Source organism: Acinetobacter sp. 1125_18A, assembly GCF_052824985.1.
The window spans coordinates 35,559-59,607 of sequence record NZ_VTDG01000019.1 but is presented as its reverse complement, the minus strand read 5'-3'; the positions used below and the strand labels follow the sequence as shown (position 1 = coordinate 59,607).

12 protein-coding genes and 3 pseudogenes are annotated in these 24,049 nt (G+C 37.3%); 5 read left to right on the top strand and 10 right to left on the bottom strand.

Annotated elements, in window-relative coordinates:
* From FY049_RS20460 to FY049_RS20435, 6 genes and pseudogenes are all read right to left on the bottom strand, one after another.
* On the bottom strand, positions 1–516 hold a 516-nt coding region (locus FY049_RS20460), incomplete at its 3' end, for a BapA/Bap/LapF family prefix-like domain-containing protein (protein WP_446084238.1).
* Between the two features lie 367 nt (positions 517–883).
* A complete protein-coding gene (locus FY049_RS20455; protein WP_335955493.1) occupies positions 884–2,071 on the bottom strand; it encodes an HlyD family efflux transporter periplasmic adaptor subunit in 1,188 nt (395 codons plus the stop codon).
* Positions 2,068–4,209, bottom strand: coding sequence for a type I secretion system permease/ATPase (locus tag FY049_RS20450; protein ID WP_446084237.1), 2,142 nt, complete (start codon positions 4,207–4,209; stop codon positions 2,068–2,070). The genes FY049_RS20455 and FY049_RS20450 overlap by 4 nt, the downstream gene beginning before the upstream one ends.
* Positions 4,206–5,600, bottom strand: a pseudogene (locus tag FY049_RS20445) (TolC family protein); the annotation flags it as partial. The gene FY049_RS20450 and the pseudogene FY049_RS20445, both read right to left, overlap by 4 nt.
* A gap of 1,172 nt (positions 5,601–6,772) precedes the next feature.
* The gene (locus FY049_RS20440) at positions 6,773–8,848 is read right to left on the bottom strand and encodes a putative bifunctional diguanylate cyclase/phosphodiesterase (RefSeq protein WP_446084236.1); all 2,076 of its coding nucleotides are present in this window, start codon (positions 8,846–8,848) and stop codon (positions 6,773–6,775) included.
* Positions 8,849–9,059: 211 nt separating this feature from the next.
* Positions 9,060–11,243, bottom strand: a complete 2,184-nt coding sequence (locus tag FY049_RS20435; RefSeq protein ID WP_004726561.1) for a carboxy terminal-processing peptidase — start codon at positions 11,241–11,243, stop codon at positions 9,060–9,062.
* A gap of 196 nt (positions 11,244–11,439) precedes the next feature.
* On the opposite strand from FY049_RS20435, the gene nagZ reads away from it, so the two are divergent.
* Both nagZ and FY049_RS20425 read left to right on the top strand, forming a co-directional pair.
* On the top strand, positions 11,440–12,459 hold the full coding sequence (gene nagZ / locus FY049_RS20430) for a beta-N-acetylhexosaminidase (RefSeq protein WP_419262905.1): 1,020 nt from the start codon (positions 11,440–11,442) through the stop codon (positions 12,457–12,459).
* Positions 12,460–12,701: 242 nt separating this feature from the next.
* Positions 12,702–13,547 carry a class I SAM-dependent methyltransferase gene (locus FY049_RS20425; RefSeq protein WP_004726557.1) on the top strand — a complete coding sequence of 282 codons (846 nt, stop codon included), beginning with the start codon at positions 12,702–12,704 and terminating at the stop codon, positions 13,545–13,547.
* A gap of 95 nt (positions 13,548–13,642) precedes the next feature.
* On the opposite strand, the pseudogene FY049_RS20420 reads toward FY049_RS20425, so the two are convergent.
* A pseudogene (locus FY049_RS20420) lies at positions 13,643–13,864 on the bottom strand (alpha/beta fold hydrolase); the annotation flags it as partial.
* A 77-nt stretch (positions 13,865–13,941) separates the two neighbouring features.
* Positions 13,942–14,989, bottom strand: a pseudogene (locus tag FY049_RS20415) (alpha/beta fold hydrolase); the annotation flags it as partial.
* Between the two features lie 303 nt (positions 14,990–15,292).
* Here FY049_RS20415 and FY049_RS20410 point away from each other — a divergent pair.
* The 3 genes from FY049_RS20410 to pta all read left to right on the top strand — a co-directional run bounded on the left by FY049_RS20410 (position 15,293) and on the right by pta (position 20,610).
* Positions 15,293–16,558 (top strand): glutamate-5-semialdehyde dehydrogenase, encoded by a 1,266-nt coding sequence (locus tag FY049_RS20410; RefSeq protein WP_056514119.1) that lies wholly within the window; start codon positions 15,293–15,295, stop codon positions 16,556–16,558.
* A gap of 416 nt (positions 16,559–16,974) precedes the next feature.
* Entirely contained in the window at positions 16,975–18,192 is a 1,218-nt protein-coding gene (locus FY049_RS20405) for an acetate/propionate family kinase (RefSeq protein WP_446084235.1), read from the top strand.
* 276 nt (positions 18,193–18,468) lie between these two features.
* Complete coding sequence (pta, locus tag FY049_RS20400; RefSeq protein WP_446084234.1) at positions 18,469–20,610, top strand: phosphate acetyltransferase; 2,142 nt, start codon at positions 18,469–18,471, stop codon at positions 20,608–20,610.
* Positions 20,611–20,753: 143 nt separating this feature from the next.
* Here pta and FY049_RS20395 read toward each other — a convergent pair whose 3' ends face one another.
* Both FY049_RS20395 and FY049_RS20390 read right to left on the bottom strand, forming a co-directional pair.
* Positions 20,754–22,940: a TonB-dependent receptor gene (locus FY049_RS20395; protein ID WP_446084233.1), complete on the bottom strand. Its 2,187-nt coding sequence runs from the start codon at positions 22,938–22,940 to the stop codon at positions 20,754–20,756.
* 279 nt (positions 22,941–23,219) lie between these two features.
* On the bottom strand, positions 23,220–23,831 hold the full coding sequence (locus FY049_RS20390) for a class I SAM-dependent methyltransferase (RefSeq protein WP_446084232.1): 612 nt from the start codon (positions 23,829–23,831) through the stop codon (positions 23,220–23,222).
* Positions 23,832–24,049: the final 218 nt, after the last annotated feature.

The following is a 24,049-nucleotide window of genomic DNA, read 5'->3' as shown; positions in this document are numbered from 1 at the left end:
TGTAATTGGATCTTTCCCATTAATTGGATCAACTACAGGGGCTGCGGGTGGAGTAGTATCAGGTTTTACTGAGGATTTACCATCACCATCATTATCATTTGCCCACCACAAAATTCCTGCAGCAGTTAATGGTACCGATAGCCATGCCCATGGCGAGGCTGCCCCATCATGATAAAGTAATGGTTCGATATCATCGATATAACTATATGTAATATTCTCTAATAGTGCTCCATTACTATCTGTAAATTGCACCCAAACTAATTTATGGTTACCATCTTCAAAAACTAAACTATTATCAGTTGAATAATTACCACCATTAAAGAAATCAACTATTACAATCTTTTCACCATTTTTTAAAGTAATAATTGCATTTCTACCATCCTGTCTTATTTCAGAAACATCTTCTTTATTCACCCTTATTAAAACCACGGATGCTTCTGAAAGTGAAACATTATCTTTTGTTGTAGTTTCTAAAATCTTATGACTTTCCTTAGAAACAACTTGTATTTCTGACATATTTTATGCCCCTTAAAGGATTTTATTTAAATGAATCCAATTTAAAGCTCTTAAATAAAAAGAGCCCAAACTATGGAATAAATTAGATAAAATAAAGGCAAACCTCAACACACAAATAAATTCTATACATGAATTTCATCACATAAAAAAATCAAAAACACAGTATGTTTTTTAATCAAAGCAATTAAATTAAATATATTATCTATTTTTCAATATCTTACATTAATTAAATGTCTAAAATATAATTATTACCCAGTTGTGTTTTAAAATACAAATAATAAAATTCACATTTTAAAATAATAAAAACATTCAAAAAAATATAGCTAAAAATTACTAATATTTATAATTCATATCTATATTAAAGAATCTACCTTTCACGCAATGCTTCTTTTACTTTATTAAATGGTTTTAGCAAATAATCTAGTATTGTTTTCTCACCAGTACGAATATCCACACTAGCCACCATACCAGGGGTTATTGCAAATGATTTTTTATACTTATTATAAAGCTTATCAGAATCCGTACGAATATATACTCTATAATAAAATTGATCTTGTTTTACCTCGTCCCGAATAGTATCTGGAGATATCACTGTCACTTTACCTTTTAATCCACCGTAAATTGAATAATCATATGCCGTGACTTTTACTAGTGCTTCTTGCCCTGGATGAATAAAAGCGATATCACGTGGCAAGATCCGAGCTTCAATCAAAAGCTTTTCATCAATTGGAACTATCGTCATAAACTTGCCATTTTGTGGTATGACACCACCTTGAGTTGTCACCGAAATTTCTTTCACTACACCACGTACTGGTGCCCTAAAAATTGTTCGATCTAAACTATCAGTTCTCCCCATAACCACTTGTTGCTGAGTTTGGATATCCATATTGGCTTTAGCTAATTCTTCCCGAGCTTTCACATAATATTGATTACGAACATCATTCATTTTATTTTGTAAATCATTTGCTGAACGACGCAAACGTAAAACTTCAACTTCACTAGCCGCTCCTTTAGCAACCAATGGCTCAGTCATAGTTAATTCCTGCTGTACCAACTGTAACGCCTCTTTATACCCTTTCAAAGTCTGCTCTACATCCTCCCGTCTCGACTGATATAAAGCCGTTTCCTCACTCACCAACAGTGAATCTGTTGCAACAATCTTAGGGAAAACTAATGGTGTTCCATTTACTTCTGCACGTAAACGAGCTGCTGTTGCCTGGGCTGCAACAAGTAGAGATTTGGATTCACCAACATTTGATGCAAAACGAGTGGAATCTAACTGTGCGAGTACTTCACCCTTCTCAACGATATCACCTTCTTGTACATTTAATTTGGTGAGAATCCCTCCTTCCAAAGACTGAATTACCTGTTCTTTAGATGAAGGAATAACTTTTCCCACCCCAGTAGATACTTCCTCAAGTTTAAATACCCATGCCCAAGTACAGAAAACTAGAAAACCAATACCTACAATCCAAATAACTAAGCTGACACTAGGTAAAGGTGGCTCGGTATATGAAACATTCATTGAACGATCTTTTTCTTGTTGCTCGCTCATGAATTATCCCCTTGTTTAATATTGTTTTGTTGAGCAATAGATTGACTTAATATCTGATCTCTTGGCCCATCCATTACAATTTTTCCATCATTAACGACAATAATACGATCAACCAGTTCTAATACAGCTCGGCGATGTGTTGCAACAATGAGCGTCCTATGAGCTAGCCAACCTTTCAAATGATCAATCAGTTGTTTTTCTGCAACATCATCAATGGATGCTGTAGGTTCATCCAGCAATAATATATTAGGTTGACGAATCAATAATCGAGCCAATAAAAATGCTTGTCGTTGACCTCCAGAAAAACCAATCCCTCCTTCCAAAATCAGGTGATCTAATCCTTCCTTCTTTTCTTGAACAAAAGCGAGGGCCCCTGTAACAGTCAAGACATTTAATATGTCCGCATCCGTTGCTAAAGGTGAACCTAATGTCAAATTTTCACGAATTGTGCCATAGAACAAATACGCATTTTGATTGAGTAAACCCATATCACGTCGTACATCAGATGGATCTATTAAAGATAAGTCCAGGCCGTCAAGATGAACTGCACCTTGAGTTGGTTCCTGCATACCTGATAGTAATTGCAGCAAAGTTGACTTCCCCGCACCATTACGACCTAATATTGCGATTTTTTCGCCTGTACGAATTTTCAAATGACGAATCATAAGGCTCGGTTTAGGATCGTCATCTCCATATTGAAACAAAACATTCTTTAATTCATAGTCTCCATTTAAAACAGGTTTGTGAACTAAATGAGAATGCTCTGCTTGATCAATAGGTCGCTTCATCAACTCATCTAAACTTTGTTTCGCTATTTTAGCTTGCTGTAAACGCCCTAGTATTCCTGTAATTTGGGCAATTGGAGCCAGCATTCGTGATGATAAAATTGAACAGGCAACCAGAGCACCAGTTGTCATTTCACCATCGATCACAGCAAAACAGCCAACTAAAACAACCATAGCGTATGTCAGACCCTGAAGTTTTTGTGTCCAGGCCATCAAAGTACCCACAATTTTACGTTGTTTCATCCCAATATCAGCTGAAATTTCATTCATATGGTTCCACTGATTTTGGAAACGAGACTCCGCCCTCAATAACTTGATATCTTCTATCCCTTGGACAACTTCTACTAATATTGCATTACGAATAGCAGATTCACGCATCCCCTCTTGTGCCAGATGTGCCAATTTTTTCTGTACCAAAATAGCAGGTAAAATCATGAGTGGAATAACCAATAACATCACCCAAAATAAATTCCCCCCAATGAAGGCAAAAATGATCAAAAAAAGAAAAAAGAATGGGAAGTCAGCAATCGCGCCAATTGTGGTAGAAGTAATAAGCTCTCTAACACCTTCAAGTTCGCGAATTTGAGATATAAAACTACCTGTCGATTTTGAACGATCTTTATTTTTAATTCTTAGAGCGTGTCCCAGAACGCGATCTGAAATACGCAAATCTGCTCGTTTTCCAATAATATCGGATAAATAAACACGAGATACACGTAATACGAATTCAAAGATCGCAGCAATTAATACCCCACCAGCTAACACCCATAATGTTGAAATAGATTGTGAAGGTACGACACGGTCATAAACCTGCATAGAAAAGACAATGGTTGCCAATGCCAATATGTTTGCAATCAAAGAGGCAAACATTATATCGATATATCGCTTCCAATCTTGTAAAGCAATCGACCAGAACCAATTTTCTTGATATGGCTTAATGTATTCATCAACACGGGCATCCGGAATTGAAGTCTCTGGCCGCAAAATATATGCATGCTTGATTTCATCTTTTAATAAATCTATATGAAAACTTTGTGATAAACCTTGATCACCACTGAATTGAATATTAACATTTCCCAACTTATCTGCTTTATCAACCACCCCCACTTGCCCACCATCAAATGCAACAATAACAGGTAAAAGCCATGGGTTTAAAAGCTCTACTGAAAAATCGGTTTTACGTAAATTTAACCCAACCTGACGGGCAATCAATTGTAAAATATCGTCAAGATTTTGGTTTTGATTCCAATCCAATTGTAAGCGGATTCTTTCTTCTGATGGCTCAATTCGATAATACTTAGCAACACTCAGTATTGCCTTTAACCAAGGTTGATAATTAATTTTTGTTGTCATGGCTGGACTTCGAACCCCTGAATTGAAATATTGTTTAAGCCATAAACCTGTCTCGAACGGCCTGTCGCTGCAATGTACTGAACGATACTGTTATAGATGTCATAACGTGCTGTTTCGAGTTCTGCATTTGCACTATGGATTGCTTGCTCGGCATTAAGTAAATCAACCAATGAACGTGTTCCAAGCTTATATTGTTCTTGGTATAGCTCTCTGGTCCGAACTGTAGTTTCTTGCCTATTTGCTAAAACTTGTATCTGGCGCTGTTTATTTTCAATTTGTTCACGGTTCGTCCTAATCTGATTTAGAACATCTCGGTATACCGAGCTCACTTCTGATTTTGCAGCCTCTTCTGCATAACTCGCCATTTTTACTTGAGAAGAATTAGCCCCACCTTGGTAAAACTGACTAGTCGCTTCAAGCATAATTGAACTATAAAATCCATCATCTCTACCATTATTCGGATTACGACCATTTAAAGCTTGATTTAAAGAGCCTTTAACTGCAAAAGTTGGATAACGACTTAATCGAGTCTGATCTTTTTGAGCTTTTGCAACTTCCACTTTAGCGAGAGCTACAATCATTTTAGGAATGATATTAAATTGAGGTTCGCCATATAGATCCGATTGCATGACTAAATCATCTGGAATGATCCAAAGCTTATTAAAAATATCCACGCCTAAAAGTATTCGTAAATGTTGTTGATACTGGCGTAACAAAGACTGTTGAGCAATTAAACCTGATTGTGCTGACTCTAAATAAGATTGAGCTTGAATTGGATCAGCTTGACTACTGATTCCAGCATTGGTACGTAAATTTGCGATATCTTTAATTCGTTGAATACCAGCTATTTGTTGTTCTGCAATTTTATTCAACCGAAGATAACGCTGAATATTAATAATAGTTAGGGACGTATCTAAAGCGATATCATCTATACTGACTAAAACATTTGCTTGTTCAAGTTGTACCTTGGCTTGTGCTACTGAAACCCCAGACTTTATTTTTCCAAAATCATAAACCATCTGGGTTGCATTTAAACTGAGTAACTGGCGACCTCGCTCTCCAGTTGTTAAATCTCCTGTACTCACTCCTCCCGATAATTGTGGATAATAACCAGCTTTTGCAAAATCAACCCCTGAATTTTGTGCTGATAAGCTAGCAATCGCTTGAGAAATATCGGGATTTTGTTGAATTGAATAATAGATCGCATCAATTAAACCAATAGAATCATTTGATAAGGCATTAGGTATAGTTGAAAAAAAACCGTCATTCCCAATTTTTTGGAATTGACTTTGTTCTAATTGCAAATTTTTTAATTTTTGTAAATTAAAAAATTTATAATCCTGATTAGACTCAGGAGCCAAGAATTGAGAAAGTTTATTCTTTAAATTATTCTCTGGTTTTGTTAATACTATTTCTGCCTTTGTCATCGATACAGTAAAAATGATACAGAGAAATATAAAAAAATTAGTCGTTGATCTGATTATAAATAGAAACTGCTTTTGGTAAAAAAAAACATTACTCATCGAAGCTCTCATCTCTTAAAATAATAAAAAATAAGAAAACAGCCAGTTTATATTCATGAATTTTAAAATCTTAATTCTATTATGAAATTTTTTAGAGAATAATTTAATCTAAGAGCAAAAAAACATACACTTCAAAAAAAAGGAATCAATAATCACCCAAAATATTGTTTTATATAGAATTTTAATTATTAAAAGATGTTTAATACACCAGAATCTTTAATGCACATTTAAAATTTCAAAAACTTATTTATTAAAATATAAAACAATATGGATGTTTTTCAACATACTCTACACTAATAAAATTGGAGCATTTTATTGAAAAAATTAATGATATACGAACACATTTCAAGTCAAAATACATTACAATATAAATTAAGATTTAACTTAAAATAAACCACATCAACAAGTTAAAAATTGCAAAGTCTTTGGGATTATTATTATATTAAAAAGAGACCATATCACTTATTTCCAGATCGATATATTTACTAAACTCCACACACCCTTAACTTACAACATATTTACTAAAAATATAAACTTTAATTTAATCAAACATCAAAAAAAAACACCAACCACAATTATAAAATATAGAAAAATCCCACTAAAGCAGTTCAAACCGAATTAAATAATTATATTTTTCTATACATATTTATAATTAAAAATCACCTAAGTTGATAAAAAACAAAAAAACGATGAATTCAAATAATTGATTTACAAATTAATTTTCAATAAATATATAAACTAATCTAACCTTGATGTAAATTATTAAAAAAGATTAACACTTCTTAGCTAAATCCATATTCTAAATATAAACCAAATATCCAGTTTACATTTTTAAATACCTCTATTATATAAAAATATTTAACAATTATATTTAAATTCGTATAATGATTTAGAAATACTGTAAATAGCTAACTGCTCTGAGCGGAAAGTATCATCTAATTTATTTTAAAACTCATTCAAAAAAATACATGCTACATGCCCATCTTAAACCTCGTTTGAATGACAGTAGCAAGTCTTTAGCTTGCTGAATATTTTTATATTTAAGGTACAGCTTTAACCATACTATAATTGGTTTCCAAACGGTCTACAGGTAGCGGCATTCCTAACAAATAACCTTGTAATTGCTGACAACCTAAGCGTTTAAGAATCTGCGCCTGTTGTTCAGTTTCAACACCTTCTGCCGTCACCACCAAACCCAAACGAATCGCCAAATGAATAATACTTTCTAAAATGATTTGTTCTTTTGAACCTTCACACAAATTACGGATAAATTCTCGATCTATTTTTAATTCATCTACTGGTAAATCTTTTAAATACAAGAAACTCGAATGCCCCGTTCCAAAATCATCAATTGCCAGTCGGATACCTAAATTTCTTAATTTCTCAAAGGTTTGAATGCTGTCATCAATATGATGCATCGCTGTAGATTCAGTAATTTCAATAATTAAATTACCATTCTTGACATGGTATTTTTGAATCAATTTTTCTAAAGTTTCAATCAAATGCTTATGTTCAAATTGCACAGCTGAAAGATTTACTGCGATGGGACCAAAAGCATATTTTTTATCTTCCCATTCTTGAATTTGCTTACATGCTTTTTCTAAAGCCCAATAGCCCATACGAATAATCAGACCGGTTTGCTCAGCGCCATCAATAAACATACTCGGAGCCAATAAGCCTAGGGTTGGATGCTTCCAACGAATTAAAGCTTCTACGCCACAAATTTGGTAGTCGGCTGTGAATTTAGGTTGATAAAATAGAATAAATTGTTGTTCTTCTACTGCTTTATATAAATCGTTAATGAGTTTAGATTGACTTCGGCTTTGGTGTTGTTGGTCTAATGAACTGCTATAAACGCTAAAAGTATTACGCCCCTGCTCTTTAGATTGCATCATAGCGGAGTCAGCGTTAATCAATAAGTCTTGTAAGTTCTGCCCATGGTCTGGAAAAAATACGATACCAATGCTGGCAGAAATATTGATTTCTTTACCTGAAATTTGAAAACCATCTTGTATTTTTTGTAAGAATAATTCGGCAATCTCTTCAGCTTCATTACGATTAGAATCTTCCAGAATCAGAATAAACTCATCTCCACCAATACGGGTGAGTCTTTGCCCATCATTAAGTAAAGGATATAAACGCTGGGCTAGTTTAACCAGAAGCTCATCACCGATATGATGACCAAATGCATCGTTGACTGATTTAAAGCGGTCTAAATCAATATAAATAAAAGCAATTTTAGACTGTATATCCTTATAATCTAGAAATAAAGCATCAGTATATTCGACTAGAAATAATCGGTTTGGAAGTTTAGTCAAATTGTCTTGAAGTGCTAAGTCTTCAAGCTCTTTATTGGCTTGTAATAACTGTAAACTACGTTCTTCTAATCTTCGTTCTAAAATCGCCACACAAAAAGCAGAAACAAGTATTAAACTCGCTACAAAAATAATGGTAAACAATAAAATACCTTGCCCTTCGTGTAATTGACTTCCAAAATGATGGTCATGCACCGATGAGATCGTTGCTGCTGCCATACCGATATAATGCATTCCCACAATACTGAGAGCGATCATGATCGATACAGCAATTTTATAAAGCATCTTATGGTTAAAAGAATTCTTATATTTAAATGCGAGCCAGAAAGACAAGCCAGAACCACTAATTGCAATGATGACAGAGAGCATCACCAAAATAGCATCATAATCAACTTGTTGGTTTGGAATAGTTAACCCCAGCATGCCAATATAATGCATCCCTGAGATTCCCAGTCCCATCAACACGCCACCTAAAATCAACCGTACAATCGGCAAGGTCTCTTGAGTGGTCAACCATATCGCAAAAGTCGAAGCCAATGCGGCAATAATATAGGAAATCACGGTTAATGTTAGATCAAAGGAATAACCTTGTGGTAGATCACAAGCCAACATTCCGACAAAGTGCATTGCCCAAATGGCGAAGCCAAAAACCATGCCACTTAAGCACAAGATAATTTTCTGTAGGCGAGGGGTATGTTGGGTAAATATGAGTTGTTCTAATGAAATAGCTACGTAACAGATGATAACTGCAATACATGCAGAACCTATTACGAGATTACTATCATAACTCATATAACTCATAAAAATTTACTTCCAGTAATGAACCTATTTTTGTTATAAGCAACCTCTATATATACAACGCAAAATTGCGAGAAGGTTCACCTTTTTTTAAAGAACGTTCGTTTTACTTAAAATATCACTATCCTATTGAACGTCAAGTTATTTTTTGAATCGAAATAAAAAAAGCATATCCGAGATATGCTTTTTTATTTTACCTAAATAGAATTTTTAGTTATTTACTTGTTAGATGTGCCAAATCTAACAGAACATTGGCAGCCTCATTCACAAAGGTCTCTTCCTCAGGCAATGACGGACGTTGGTTTACCTTCATTTTTGCTCTCGATTCAGCCAAGGCATCCAAACTTGCTTGGTAACTTTCCCAATTTGAATATGGCTTTAATCCTGTTTCAGTACGACGCTTGTTCTCCGCAGCCAATGTTCTTGCTTCTAGCGCCACCAAATCTGCTTTACGTTTATCAATATCTAAAGAGATTCGTTTCTGATCTTTAGTTTCTTGAGCAATCGCTTTACGCGTCTCTAAATATTGGAACTGTGGATCACCTGCCGCACGAACTTTTGATTTTTCACCAAGCTGTGCTACATACGGTTGAATTGACCCTTCACGTTTAAACGGTGCAGTCGGAATCGTATCCCATTTCAAAGCATTTTTAGCTTTACGCTCACCAAACTCTTCATCATAAATGTCCACCAGTTTGATATCTGGAATCACACCTTTGTTTTGGGTACTGCCACCAGTAACACGGTAGAATTTACGTTGCGTTAAGGTTGCTTGACCATAGGCAAGACTATCCAATTGAACTTGCGCAGTCCCTTTACCCGTGGTCGTACTTCCTAAAATTACAGCACGATCGTAATCTTGTAAGGCAGCAGAGTAAATTTCACTGGCAGAAGCCGATGCTAAGTTAACCAAAACAGCCAAAGGACCTGAATAGGTTTGCGCACCACCATCGGTGTCTTCAAAAACACTCACATTGCCGTTACCATCACGGATTTGAACCACAGGGCCTTCTTTAATCACTTGCCCAATCATTTTGGCAACTTCTTCTAAAGAACCACCTGGGTTATTACGCAAATCAATAATAATCCCTTCTACATTTTGTGCTGCAAGTGACTTCAATGCTTTATTGGTATCTTCTGAAACAGAACGGTATTCAGTCCCTGCACGACGTGCGCGATAGTTCAGATAGAAAGATGGGATTTCTAAAACACCAAACTTATGTTTTTTACCATCACGTGTTAGCTCTACAGTCCGTGAACGCACACCGGCATCTTCTTCTTGAATCACATCACGAGTAATGGTCACAACTCGTGCTTGGCTCATAGAAGCGCCCGCAGCCAACAATTTCACTGACACCTTGGTGCCACGTTTACCACGAATCAATCCAACAATTTCAGAACTTGGCCAACCAATCACGTCGACCATTTTATTGCCATCTTGTGCAACGCCAATAATGCGATCACCAGATTTGACCTGCCCTGTCTTACTTGCAGGCCCACCATCTACAATGGTTTCAATCTTGGTATAGTCTTCATTACCACGCTCAGGACGAATCGAAACACCGATACCTTCAAGTTGTAAAGTGGTTTGACGATTCAATTCCATAGCATCGACTGGTGGGAAATAATTGCTGTGCGGATCGTAGGTCAAGGTCATTGCATTGAGGATACGTTCCAGTACGTCATCACTCTTGGTTCGTCCAATACGCTCTAGTTGGCGGGTATAACGCTTGGTGAGTGTTTGAACAGGTGTAAGATCTTCTGACGCTGCCAAATCTTGACCATTAGCCAATGTTGGATCATCTTTTAATGCTTTTTGTTTGGCTTGATCTTCTTGCTTAGCAATAGTGAGATTGATTAATTGCGACACCAGCATCTTACGCCAATAGTTTTGCAACTCGGCTTTGCTGGCAAAGAACTCAGCTTTCTCACGATCTGCATCAATAAATTCATTTGGCTGATTTAAGTTCTGGGTCTTTTTAAGTTCAGCCAATTCAAATTCATAAAATTCTTTTAAACGTGCACGATAATGCGCATGAATCGCAAATGGTCCAGACAAATCGCCTGCTTTTAATTTTGCGCCGAGTGTTGCACCATATTGTTTTTTATATTGTTCAATTTCTGAAGCTAAAAATAAGGTGTGCTCTGGATCAAGGCTATCAATATACATATCTAAAATACGATTTGATGTATTTGCATCTAAACGCATATTCAAATAATGCTGACGGTCAATCAATGTTGCAAGTTGACGTGTCACTAAGGCTTGATCTTGTGAAGGATGAATCGATTGAGACACGTTTGTAGCATTGGTTTCCGCCATTGCCTGATTGATGGTATGAGTAAAGAATAAACCACCTGTTGCAAGTGCTATAGCGCAAGCGAGAGTTTGAATTTTCATAAATTCTTAATACTTCCTTGGGTTTTCCAATTTCTATATCGTTTTTCAATCTGAACTCAACAGTTTCAATATCTTAAACGACTTTATCTGTTTATGTTGTGTAGTTTTAGCATAATCTGTACTGAGTAAGTGTAGCAAATCATTGCAGAAATCGGGTATTGTTTCCCAGTTTATATAAATACAACCGTGGATTCCTATGATCGGCGCATTGATGCTTGATATTGCAGGCACAGAACTTACTCAAGAAGATATTGAACTATTACAAACTCCGCAAGTCGGTGGCATGATTTTATTTTCAAGAAATATAGAATCACCCGCTCAAGTTCGCGCTTTAACTGATCATATGCGCCAAATTCGTCCCGACATTCTTATTGCCGTTGATCAAGAAGGTGGACGAGTACAACGCCTAAAACAAGGTTTTACTCTACTACCAGCCATGGGGCATTTTGGTGAGCTTTACTTAACTCAACCTGAAAAAGCCTTAACCCTGGCTGAACAATGTGGTTGGCTCATGGCAATTGAAGTGCTTGCAGTGGGGATTGATTTTAGTTTTGCACCTGTTTTAGATCTGAATGACATTAGTGATGTGATTGGCGATCGTGCCTTTGCAAAAAATGTACAAGATATTGTGCCACTTGCCAGCGCATTTATGAAAGGAATGCAACGTGCGGGTATGGCAACCACAGGAAAACACTTTCCTGGACATGGTTCTGTGAAAGCAGATTCTCATGTTGCTGCAGCAATTGATCCACGTGAATACCAAGACATTTATAACAATGATATGCAAAGCTTTATTCAGCTACAAACTCAGCTGGATGCACTGATGCCTGCACATGTGATTTATGAAAAAGTAGATCCAAATCCTGCTGGTTTTTCACCTTACTGGATTCAAACGATTTTACGCCAAGAACTTCAATTTGATGGTGTGCTATTCTCAGATGATTTAAGCATGCAAGCAGCTTGTGTTGCAGGCGGAGCAGATGCACGTATCCGTGCTGCCCTCGAAGCAGGTTGTGATATGGGCTTGGTGTGTAATAACCGTGAATCGGCATGTATCGCATTGGCTGGGATAGAAAACCTGCCTTTGCCAAATCAAGCACGTTTAGAACGTATGCGTGGCAAAATTCCTCAGATCAGTATTGATGAAACATTTGATCTTGGAAATGAATGGCAAGCTGTCAAAAAAGTCATTGAAGAATTTAAAAATTCACTTTAAAACCAATAGAGAGCTATCCATAGGATATTGCGCTAGATGACTCAATTTCCCTGCCCATCTTGATGACAAGCGGGGGCAAATTTTAAGCCTTTAATGATCAAAGAGATTTAAGCTATCCTTCTTTCAACTGGAGGATAGCAAAGGATCAAAAAAAGACGATGAAACAAAATTAAATTTTTAGTCTTGTTTTTAATTGCTTTTCATCATGACCCCATTAGAAAAAATAAAAGTTAAGGATAACTATGTCAGACCAGCAACTTTCCAAGCACCGCCATATTTCATTTACAGCCCATTACACAGGCTATATTTGGTATCAAATGGGCATTTCTCATCCCTTGTTTGCCACATCCAAAGGTAAAACTTTGGCTATGATTGCCCATCCAATAGAAAGTTGGGGAGAAAAATATGTAGGTGGCAGTATGCGTACCACACTCAAGCAACGTCATACCATGTTGGATGAGCGTTTAGCTGAACTGATTGAACAGTCTCCTGACTTACAAGTATTGGAAATAGCCGCTGGACTGTCACCAAGAGGCTGGTGGTTTAGGCAACATTATCCCTTGATTGATTATCGTGAATTAGATTTACCCGATATGGCAAAAACCAAGCAAACGGCGCTTAAGCAAATTGATCACAATAGCCCAGATGTGTTGTCTGTTGACTTATTTACAGAGGATTTTAAAAAAGCCTTTGAAGTATTTGATCCACAACGACCACTTGTCGTGATCAGTGAAGGTTTAATTAACTACTTCACTAAAGAACTGTTACAACAATTGATTCAATCGATTGCCCATTATGGGCAAGACTTTAACAGTCTGCATTATCTCACCGACCTTTACCCTGAACCGGTAAAAAATAAATTGGCAAAAGTGATTTGGAACAGCAGCAAGCTGTTAAAAGTCATGTCACGAAGTGCTTTTACTTTTCACTTTGTCACACCAGAACAAGTCAGAAATTTTATCTACCAAGCTGGTTTTCAAAAAGTTGAAGTGATTCAGCCCCGTGTCTATTTCAATACAGATTCAACTGAATACAATACTGAAGAACATCTAGGTGATTTGGTGTGGATGATTGATGCACAACGCTAAAGCAATCATTTATTGAGATTTAAATACTTCAATTCTAAGAAATAAAAAAAACCAGTCAAAAAAACTGGTTTTTAACAGATCAATATATCAAAAGCTTAAGCCACCGCGCCTTCTTGCGCTATACATAACTGCACTGCTTGAGTCTGGCGTGCAATAAACCGTAATAAGCGATCTGCATTTTCAAAGCTACCATGCTTAAATAGTGCGCGAACACCAGATGCAGAGGTTTCAAAAATCAAACATTCAATCGCAAACTCACCTTCATCATCACTTAAATTTAAAGCCAAATCACGGGTATGTTGATTTACAAAAGCTAAATCTTGTTGATGATCAAAACGCATCAATAAACCAAAGTAATTTAAATCAACCACGTCAACCTGAATCACTTTATTTGAATGGCGATGTGTCAACTGACGATGTGGATCAAGCACTTGAATACGATTTTCCCCACGACGCTCTATATGCTGCATTTGTTCCCGTGTGAAATTGACAATACCATCCAGTCCTTGGATCGACCCACCTTTTAAGTAAGTGGTGAATAAAGTCATGGTTTCTTTACGACGTTGTAATTGTGGAACATGATCGGCATTGGCAATCATTGCAAACTGCATATCTGGGCATTGCAAAGCAAAGTTTGCATTTTCATGAGGTAAGGTAAAACTGTCGTATTGACCACATGCCACCAGTGTATTCACTTGAGGAACCGGTACATGGCTTAACCGCAATAGACGATTACAATTGATTTCATAACGTTCTTGTTCAGTATTTGAAAACTCAGCCATTTGCTTAAAGAACAATCTTTTGGCTGTGGGCGACATGCGTGTTTTATCAAGCTTGGCATGATTGACTAAATACAAAATCACGGCCTGACCAAACTCGCCCATACGTTGCTCTTTCATCAACATCAATGATTCTTCTAACAGCATGCGCCAGCTTTTACGGGTTTCTTGCATCACCCCCATCAAGATCATTTTTTCGACCAGTTCAGGGCGTTGATCAACAAAAAATGAAGCAATCACAGAACCTAAAGAAATCCCCACCACAGCAACCTTTTCAATCGCCACAATATCAAGCCACTGCCCCAACATATGAGAAAGATCAGGTAATTCTAATGTCCCCGCAGATAAACCAGAGTCGATATTGGTGATTTGTTGATTGGCGCCCATAGAGGGCAAATCAATCAAAATGACTGGGCCACTTTCAAAGAACTGCTCAACACAATACTTATATGAGTTAAAGTTTTGGAACGCTCCGCCCACAATCACAATCGGTGTATTGTGAATTGTTCGTGGATCTGCGATCGCCATATACTCAATTTTCCAGCCATCAATCCAAGTTGTTCTTGGCTCCTGCTTAAAACTGTTTTTGTGGTATATGTCGAAAAAACCAAAGCTTGATAAAGATTGGTGTGATTCTGTGTCCATTTGGATAATGGAATTCATATCCTTCCTCCATCCTTGCTTTATTCTTTTAATATGCAAGATTTTGACCCGCATTATTCTTTCAAATTCGTGATACGCATGAATTCTGTATCACATCAATGTCCTTATTGTTTCATTCTTACAGATGTGTGATTTATACGCAATCGCTAAATTGACCGTTTATCCAGTTTAAATGGCAAAAGATTTTGCAAGATATTTAACGCTTCAATGCTGCAAAATAAGTTTATTTCAGTGAAATACTTCCTTGGCTTTACTTAGACTGCTACTATCAAAGGGAAATTTTTAATGATCAAATAAACTGCTATGCAAGACTCAATTGAACAGTATATGCAAACTGTAGGGAAGCAAGCACGCCAAGCCGCTAGTGTTTTGGCAGGCGCAACTACACTTGCAAAAAATAATGCCTTATCTGCGATTTATACTGCTTTGGAAAATAGTCAACCGCAAATCTTGGCCGCCAACCAAATTGACATGAGCAAAGGTCGTGACAATCAATTGGATAGTGCTTTACTTGATCGTTTAGAACTCAACCCCACACGCTTTAAAGGGATGTTACAAGGCTTAAAAGATGTCATCAGCCTTGTCGATCCAATTGGTGAAATCACAGATCTTGCTTACCGTCCAACGGGTATTCAGATTGGTAAAATGCGCGTGCCTTTAGGTGTGGTCGGCATGATTTATGAATCACGCCCAAACGTTACCCTTGAAGCGGCCTCACTTGCGTTAAAATCTGGCAATGCCATCATTTTACGTGGTGGCTCTGAAGCATTGAATTCAAATCAAGCAATTGCTGAAGCCATTCAACATGGTTTAAAAGCAGCGGGCTTACCTGAAACTTGTGTACAAGTGATTAACACCACTGACCGTGCTGCCGTGGGTCAATTGATTACCATGTCTGAATATGTTGATGTCATCGTACCTCGTGGTGGTAAAGGCTTGATTGAACGCATTACCAATGAAGCAACCATTCCTGTGATTAAGCATCTCGATGGAAACTGCCATGTTTTTGTTGAGGCGCAGGCAGATCTACATAAAGCACTTCCTATCGCATTAAACTCAAAAACACATCGTTATGGTGTGTGTAATGCAATGGAAACATTGTTGGTTGATGAAAAAATTGCGGAAGAGTTTTTACCCCGTATCGCTGAGCTTTATGCAGAAAAAAACGTTGAATTACGTGGCTGTATCAATGTTCAAAAAATCTTAGGCAATGCTGTAAAACCAGCCAGTGAAGAAGATTGGTATGAAGAATATCTAGGTCCAATCTTGGCAGTGAAAATTGTGACGGGGATTGAAGAAGCCATTCAACATATTAACAAATATGGCTCACATCATACCGATGCAATCATCACTGAAAACTTTAGCTTAGCGCGTCAATTCTTAACCCGTGTAGATTCAAGTTCAGTCATGGTCAATGCTTCAACGCGTTTTGCTGATGGTTTCGAATATGGTTTAGGTGCTGAAATTGGTATTTCTACGGATAAAATTCATGCCCGTGGTCCAGTCGGTCTTGAAGGTTTAACCTCGCAAAAATGGATTGTTTTAGGTGATGGTCAAATTCGTCATTGATTCCAAGCTTGAATAACTCGACTCAGCATTTATCTCAAACATAAGTGCTGAGTTTTTTATTTTTAATACACAGTAAAAACATCAGTCAATTTAAAATTTTGATAAAAAATATGTGCTTGTCTTTTAAAAAGACGTAAAGATTGCCTTTGGATAGGACAAGATTATTTACAAGAAACTATAGAATGCTGATAGATTAAAACAACAATGAGTGATAATTTTTAACAATCAATTGATAAATATTAATTATTAATCAATATCAGGTCGATAGTCCAAAAGTCTAATCACCTAAAGTCTATCTAGGACAAAAAAACTACACATGGTACAACATGACTGCTGATCTAATTTGCCCTTTATAAACAAGCATAATCAGATCAATCAGGATGACTTTTTTAAATTATAATTTCGGGTATTCAAACGTGTCTACATCAGTATTAGTAATTAACTGCGGATCTTCATCAATCAAATATGCGCTTGTTTCTGAACGTCGTGAAGATCGAATCTTTGGTTTAGCAGAAAACCTAGGCTCTGCTGATGCACGTATTAAAGGAATCACGGCAGGCAATCAACCGCTTGAGCTTTTAATTCCCTATGCAGACCATGAAAAAGCTTTAGAAACCATCTTAGGTCGTTTATCACAGTATAAACCTCAAGCCATTGGACACCGTGTTGTTCATGGCGGTACCTTAACCAAAGCTGAGTTATTGACGCCTGAAATTGTAGAAAAAATTCGTGAAGCAACACCACTTGCACCGCTGCATAACCCAGCTCATTTAGTCGGTATCGATGCGACAATGCGTCTATTCCCTGAATTACCGCAAGTTGCAGTATTTGATACAGCATTCCATCAAACCATGCCTGCACATGCATATCGTTATGCTTTACCAAAGTTCCTGTATACACAACATAATGTTCGTCGTTATGGTTTCCATGGCACCAGTCATGCCTATGTTTCTGAACGTGGTTCTGAACTTGCGGGTAGCTACAAACATGGCGGTTGGTTAACAGCACACTTAGGCAATGGTAGCTCAACTTGTGCCATCTGGAATGGTCAAAGTGTCGATACATCCATGGGACTCACTCCGCTTGAAGGCGTGGTCATGGGTACCCGTAGTGGTGATGTTGATCCAAGTATTCATAGCTTCCTTGCTTCAAATCTAGGCTGGGACATCTATAAAATTGATAAAATGCTGAACAGTGAATCAGGCTTACTGGGCTTATCAGATCTTTCAAATGATATGCGTACCTTGATTGAAGCTTCAGAACAAGGTAATGAAGATGCGACTTTGGCGATTGAAGTATTCTGTTATCGTCTAGCCAAATCACTTGCGGCATTAAGCTGCGGTTTACCGCGTATCGATGGTTTATTCTTTACAGGCGGTATTGGTGAAAATTCTGCCTATATTCGTGAAAAAACGATTGCTTACTTACCACACTTCGGTTTTAACCTCAGCAAAGAACAGAATGATGGTTTAAAACGTGGTACAGAAGGTCGAATTGATGCTGGAACAGGTCCTCAAATTTGGGTCATACCAACCGATGAAGAAGGTCGTATTGCTAAAGAAACTGTTCATGTTGTAGAACACGAGGTACAACAGGCCGTAAAAAAGCCTGAATCTGATATTGCGACAGCTTAAGCTGTCGTAAGTCTTGTACGAGCTTTGGGTATACATGTTGAAATAGCAGTATACTCAAGCTCGTTATCAAAAATGATCTTGAGCAGATTTTTGATATAAAGCTGTTTTGTAATCGTTTAAGCTGGCATAAATATATAAACCAGTCTTGTAGATGAATATCGTTTTGCGATCACTGTATACACCACTAAAAAGATGTTGAGTGAAACAGATGATTGGAGATATTCATCTTCAATTTACCCATGAATTCACATATTTTTACTGATTAAAGAATCGTCTATGAAAACAATTTTATTGGTTCCAACTGGGGAAGGCGTAGGCTTAACGTCTGCGTGTTTAGGTTTAGTCTATGCATTGGAATGCCAAGGCGTTAAAGCAGGCTTTGTAAAACCATTTTCACAAGAATTAATCGCTGAACCAGACCGCACCACTGCGCTTTACCGTCATATCTCAAAATTAGATACGGTTGAACCGATAGCTTATGCAAAAATCACACAACAGCTCAATGATGGTGAAAAAGATGAACTCCTTGAAGAAGCAGTCAGCTTACAACGCCAAATTGCAAAGTCCCATGACATTGTGATTGTAGAGGGCTTAGTCCCTACTGCACGTGATGCTTTTGCCAGTGATTTAAATGCTTCTTTGGCGCAAGCTTTGGATGCAAAAGTTGTCTTTGTCAGCAATGCCAATATCGAAAAACCAGAACAAACTGCTGAAAAAGTTGAAGCACAAGTACGCAATTTTGGTGGTGCATCATCATCGCGTAACGCAGGCGTATTGTTTATGCGTACCCGTGGTCTACCTGCTGAATCTGCACAAATTCCGGTGACCATTGATCCAAGCTTACGTTTAGTTGCAGATACTGAAAAATTTAAAACCGAAATTCAAAAAACTCATGCACACATTGGTTCAGCAGCGTTTCCAATTATTGGCTTAGTTCCATTCAGTGACACCTTGAGTGTGCCACGCATCTCAGACTTAGCAAAACAAATTCAAGCCACGTGGATTAATCAGGGCAAAGCCAACACACGCCGTGTATTGCACAGCAGCTTAATTGCGTCAAATATTGAACATGAACTACAAAAATTCGTTGCAGGCGAACTGATTATCAGTGCTTCTGATCGTATTGATGTGTTATTGGCGAGTAGTTTAGCCACCAGCAATGGCATTCCACTCGCAGGTTTAGTTTTAACTGAACATCACGAGCCAAATCCATTGGTTTTAGAGTTCTGCCAGTCTGCAATTAAAAATGGTCTACCGATTTTACATACACCACTCAGTACCTTTGAAACAGCACAGCAACTTGCCAATTTAAGCAATGAAATTCCTGTGGATGATACTGAACGTGCCGATCAAGTAACCCGCTTCGTTTCAAGCCATATTGATCCAGAATGGTTGACTCAGATGTTAAATGGTGACTATAAACCCCGTTTATCCCCTTCTGCATTCCGTCATGAATTGGTGCAAAAATCAATTGCTGCAAAAAAACGTATTGTACTGCCTGAAGGCGATGAGCCGCGTACCATTCAAGCCGCAGCAATTTGTCAATCCCGTGGTATTGCACAATGTGTATTGTTAGCAAAACCTGAAGCGGTACTTGAAGTCGCTAAAGCGCGTAATATTGAACTTCCTGTGGATTTAGAGATTATTGATCCAGATCTGATCCGTGAAAACTACGTGACGCATATGGTTGAATTACGCAAAGGTAAACTCAACGAATTACAAGCACGTGAGCAACTGCAAGATACTGTGGTACTCGGTTCGATGATGCTGGCACTTGATCAAGTCGATGGACTGGTTTCTGGTGCTGTGCACACCACCGCCAATACGGTGCGTCCTGCATTCCAGCTGATCAAAACTTCACCAGAATACTCTTTAGTCTCTTCAATCTTCTTTATGCTGTTGCCAGACGAAGTTTATGTATACGGTGATTGTGCAATCAACCCAGATCCAGATGCTGAGCAATTGGCTGAGATTGCAATTCAATCTGCTGATTCGGCAAAAGCATTTGGTATTGACCCACGTATTGCCATGATTTCCTATTCAACAGGTACTTCAGGGGCAGGTGCGGAAGTTGAAAAAGTTGCAAAAGCCACAGAAATTGCAAAACAACGTCGTCCAGATTTACTGATTGATGGTCCTTTACAATATGATGCTGCATCTGTTGAAAGTGTTGGCCGCTCTAAAGCACCAGACTCTCAAGTGGCTGGGCGTGCCAATGTATTTATTTTCCCAGATCTCAATACAGGCAATACCACCTATAAAGCAGTTCAGCGCTCTGCCAATGTCGTCAGTGTTGGTCCAATGCTGCAAGGGTTAAATAAACCTGTAAATGACTTGTCTCGTGGTGCATTGGTAGATGATATTGTCTTTACCATTGCATTAACGGCGATTCAGTCAGAACAACAAGCTACGCATTAAATCTGATCTACTAGACATAAAAAACCACCCAAATCAATTGGGTGGTTTTTTATAATATGCTGACTAAAAGTTATACTGATATCCCCATCGATTTAATTGCTATCATGGCAATCAGACAGCTTTATTTTCAATGAAATTAAAGCTTAGAAGAAATAGTTCACGCGGAATAAATAATTACGCGGAGTACCAGGCATAGCGTTTGAACGCCAATATTCTTTATCTGTTAAATTATTCACAGCAATCGTCGCGCCCCATTTATCGTCTTTATAACCAATTGCAGCATCTACACGAGTCCAATCTGGCATTTTGGTGGTATTTTCATCAGAAGTATAATAATCCCCCATATAGGTTGCACCGACCTCGCCATAAATTTTTTCGGTAGGAAGATAACGTACAAACAAATTGCCTGTATGCTTGGAAACATTGCGTAAATTATTATCAACTAATTCAGGTCTTACATCATGTTTAGTAATTTTGGCATCAGTATAACCATAGCCACCTCGAACATAAATATTATTCAGTGCCTGACCAATAAAACTAAACTCTAATCCTTTAGATTCATTTTCCCCAACAACAACATAAGGCGAGTTATTATCATCTGGATCTTTACGCGCGCGGATATTATGTTTTTTAATATTGAATACAGATAATTGTGTGTTTAGCTTAGAATCCAGCCAATCACTTTTTATACCCACTTCATATTGATCAAGATATTGCGGCTCATAATTAAATGCACTTAGATCATCGGTTGCATTTATAACATTGACGCCCATATTGCCGCCAAAGGGTGAAAAACTTCGACTATAAGATGCATATAGACTTTGTTCAGGGACGGGTTGCCATACAAAACCTACATTTGGGCTAAATGTCTCATCTTTAACTTCGCGTGATTGTCGGTATGAGGTTGAACTCTCTAACTTATTTGTAGTTTTTGACTCATAGTAATCATATCGCCCACCTAACATCATTTTAAACTGATCATTAAAGCTAATGAGATCCTGAAGGAAAAGCGCATAATTTGTTCCTTCATTATAATTATGCGAGGTAGTAATATGCCCTGTACCACGGTTACTAAAACGATCACCTGTTAATGGATTAATAAATCCATAAATCAATGAGCCATCCTTGTTTTTATTTGATAGTAAGGGTTCTCTCTGCTCATAAGACCAGTCTGTACCAACTAGAACATTATGTTTAATCGCCCCAGTATTAAATTCACCGGTTATATCCCAAGTATTGGTTGTGGTTTTATTGGTTGTCTGTTGCCAATAATAAATTTGATTGATATAACCTTTATAACATCCTTTATTTGTATTCGTTGGCTTCACGTCAGCAGTACACATAGAGCCTAAATAAAAATGATCAAAATTTTGTTCCGACTCACGATGACTTAAACCCCAGTGAAATTTCCAATTTGGTGCAAATTCATATTTAACATCTGTACGCATTGTTTGAAGAATATCTTCTACATAATCACCTGGTTGAGCAAACCCCATCTTAATTGAAGTTCCAGCAGGCAAATTATCATAAGAAGGACCACGATCAGGAACCCGATTTATATTGTCGTAAGTAAATTCCGTTGTCCAAAGTAGCTTTTCATCATCACTACGATAAGTCACACTTGGAGAAATCATTTCCTCATTGGCGCCGATTTCAGAACGGAAACTATTGGTATCGGACTTTTCACCAACCAAACGGACAGCCCAGTTATCATTGAGTACTTTATTAATATCAAGTGTTCCCCCAATATTGCTATAAGAACCCGCGTATGCTCCAACTGAACTTCCCGAATCAAAATTTGCATATTTGGTGACCATGTTGATCACACCACCACCGCCACTACGGCCATATAATACAGATGCTGGGCCTTTTAAAATTTCAATCCGTTCAACATTGGCGGTACTGCGACGTATCTGTCCACTTTCACGCACACCATCACGATAGATATCACCAGAATCCGCACTAAAACCACGCAGCATAATGCCATCACCACGCATATCGTAGCTGGTTGAAACGCCTGGTGTGCCTTGTAACATGACACTTAGATCATTTGCGCCATAAAGCTTATATTTAGCAACATCAATTGTATCAATCGTTTGTGGTATATCTTTTTTATCTAAACCATTTCTCGTAACATTGGCTTGTTTATAGTCCACATATGTTTTTATTGGATCACCATCATTCATTGCTTCAATTACAATCGTGGGAAGCGTTGCCGTATTTTTTTTCTGTTCTTCACTACTATCTGTATTTGCAAGTGTTAGAGAGGAAACGAAAAGTCCTCCCGTCGACAGCATCATTAAAGTTAAGCTTTTTTTAACAAAAGGCATGATTGCACCGAAAACATAATGAGAATAGTTATCATTATAATACAATTTCTCACCAAAAATTACAATAACATGCTAATTTAACTACAAAATGATAATTGTTTAAAAAATAACCGTGAAAAGTACATTAAAATGGATAGGGTTATTTTTTCTTATTTAGAAATCAAATTAAAAAATAACTTTAATACTCATAATTTAAATATATGAGTCTCTCATTTTGAGAATCTTAAATTTTTTAGATATCGTTTTATTTGTTGCTTAATTTACATTCATCTAGATATTTTATATTCGCTTGGCTAACCAAACAGTATGCCCTGTACAATCACGATCTTCAGCAATCATCTCTATCACTTCAAAATTATACTTTTTCAATAATTCATGATATTCAGCGGATGATAAGCTGGCATGATACAGCGCATCGCCAAACATCTCTCCAACCACTTCACCCTGTGATGGTCCACTGGTAAACATTAAAGCAGCGCCAGCTTTTGTATATTGATTAAAAATTTCAAACATATCTCGCTGATCTTGTTGCGTAAGATGAAAAAAGCTATCCCAAGCGAGTATTGCATCAAACTTGCGATCTAAATTTACTGTTCGCATATCAGCTAAAATCCAAGTGTGCTCAGGAAAATTCTGTTTTGCCATTTCAATCATCACATCAGAACTATCAACACCTGTCACAGTATTCGCTTGCTCAATCAAATAAGCAGCAATTGGTTTTGCAGAGCCACAGCCCAAATCCAGAATATGGGAGTGAGCTGGAATTAAAGTTAAAAAGCGATCCAACCACGCTTTTTCATAAAGAAACTTCCCGCGTAATTCAGTCCATGCACGAGCATGCTTTTTATAAATTTCAATAATATTTTCCGCAAGATGCGTATAGTTTTCCATGTTGTTATTATTCAGCCCAAACTTTTGACTCAACAGAGTATAGCGCTTTTCACGCTGTAAAATCTGAAAATTTATTTCAATACTGCTTTATCATCATTTATATAAAAAGTAGAAAAGTTGACTTGATCAACCAAAATATAAGCTGAGTTTCTCAAATAAAATCATAAAACTTTAGGCTGAAATTAGATCTAAGCCACCACAAAACAAGCAATATCACG

Bases quoted from the DNA above. Each gene is read 5' to 3' on its own strand.
- FY049_RS20455 (WP_335955493.1), bottom strand. From the start codon at position 2,071: ATGAGCGAGCAACAAGAAAAAGATCGTTCAATGAATGTTTCATATACC.
- FY049_RS20450 (WP_446084237.1), bottom strand. From the start codon at position 4,209: ATGACAACAAAAATTAATTATCAACCTTGGTTAAAGGCAATACTGAGT.
- FY049_RS20440 (WP_446084236.1), bottom strand. From the start codon at position 8,848: ATGAGTTATATGAGTTATGATAGTAATCTCGTAATAGGTTCTGCATGT.
- FY049_RS20435 (WP_004726561.1), bottom strand. From the start codon at position 11,243: ATGAAAATTCAAACTCTCGCTTGCGCTATAGCACTTGCAACAGGTGGT.
- nagZ (WP_419262905.1), top strand. From the start codon at position 11,440: ATGATCGGCGCATTGATGCTTGATATTGCAGGCACAGAACTTACTCAA.
- FY049_RS20425 (WP_004726557.1), top strand. From the start codon at position 12,702: ATGTCAGACCAGCAACTTTCCAAGCACCGCCATATTTCATTTACAGCC.
- FY049_RS20410 (WP_056514119.1), top strand. From the start codon at position 15,293: ATGCAAGACTCAATTGAACAGTATATGCAAACTGTAGGGAAGCAAGCA.
- pta (WP_446084234.1), top strand. From the start codon at position 18,469: ATGAAAACAATTTTATTGGTTCCAACTGGGGAAGGCGTAGGCTTAACG.
- FY049_RS20395 (WP_446084233.1), bottom strand. From the start codon at position 22,940: ATGCCTTTTGTTAAAAAAAGCTTAACTTTAATGATGCTGTCGACGGGA.
- FY049_RS20390 (WP_446084232.1), bottom strand. From the start codon at position 23,831: ATGGAAAACTATACGCATCTTGCGGAAAATATTATTGAAATTTATAAA.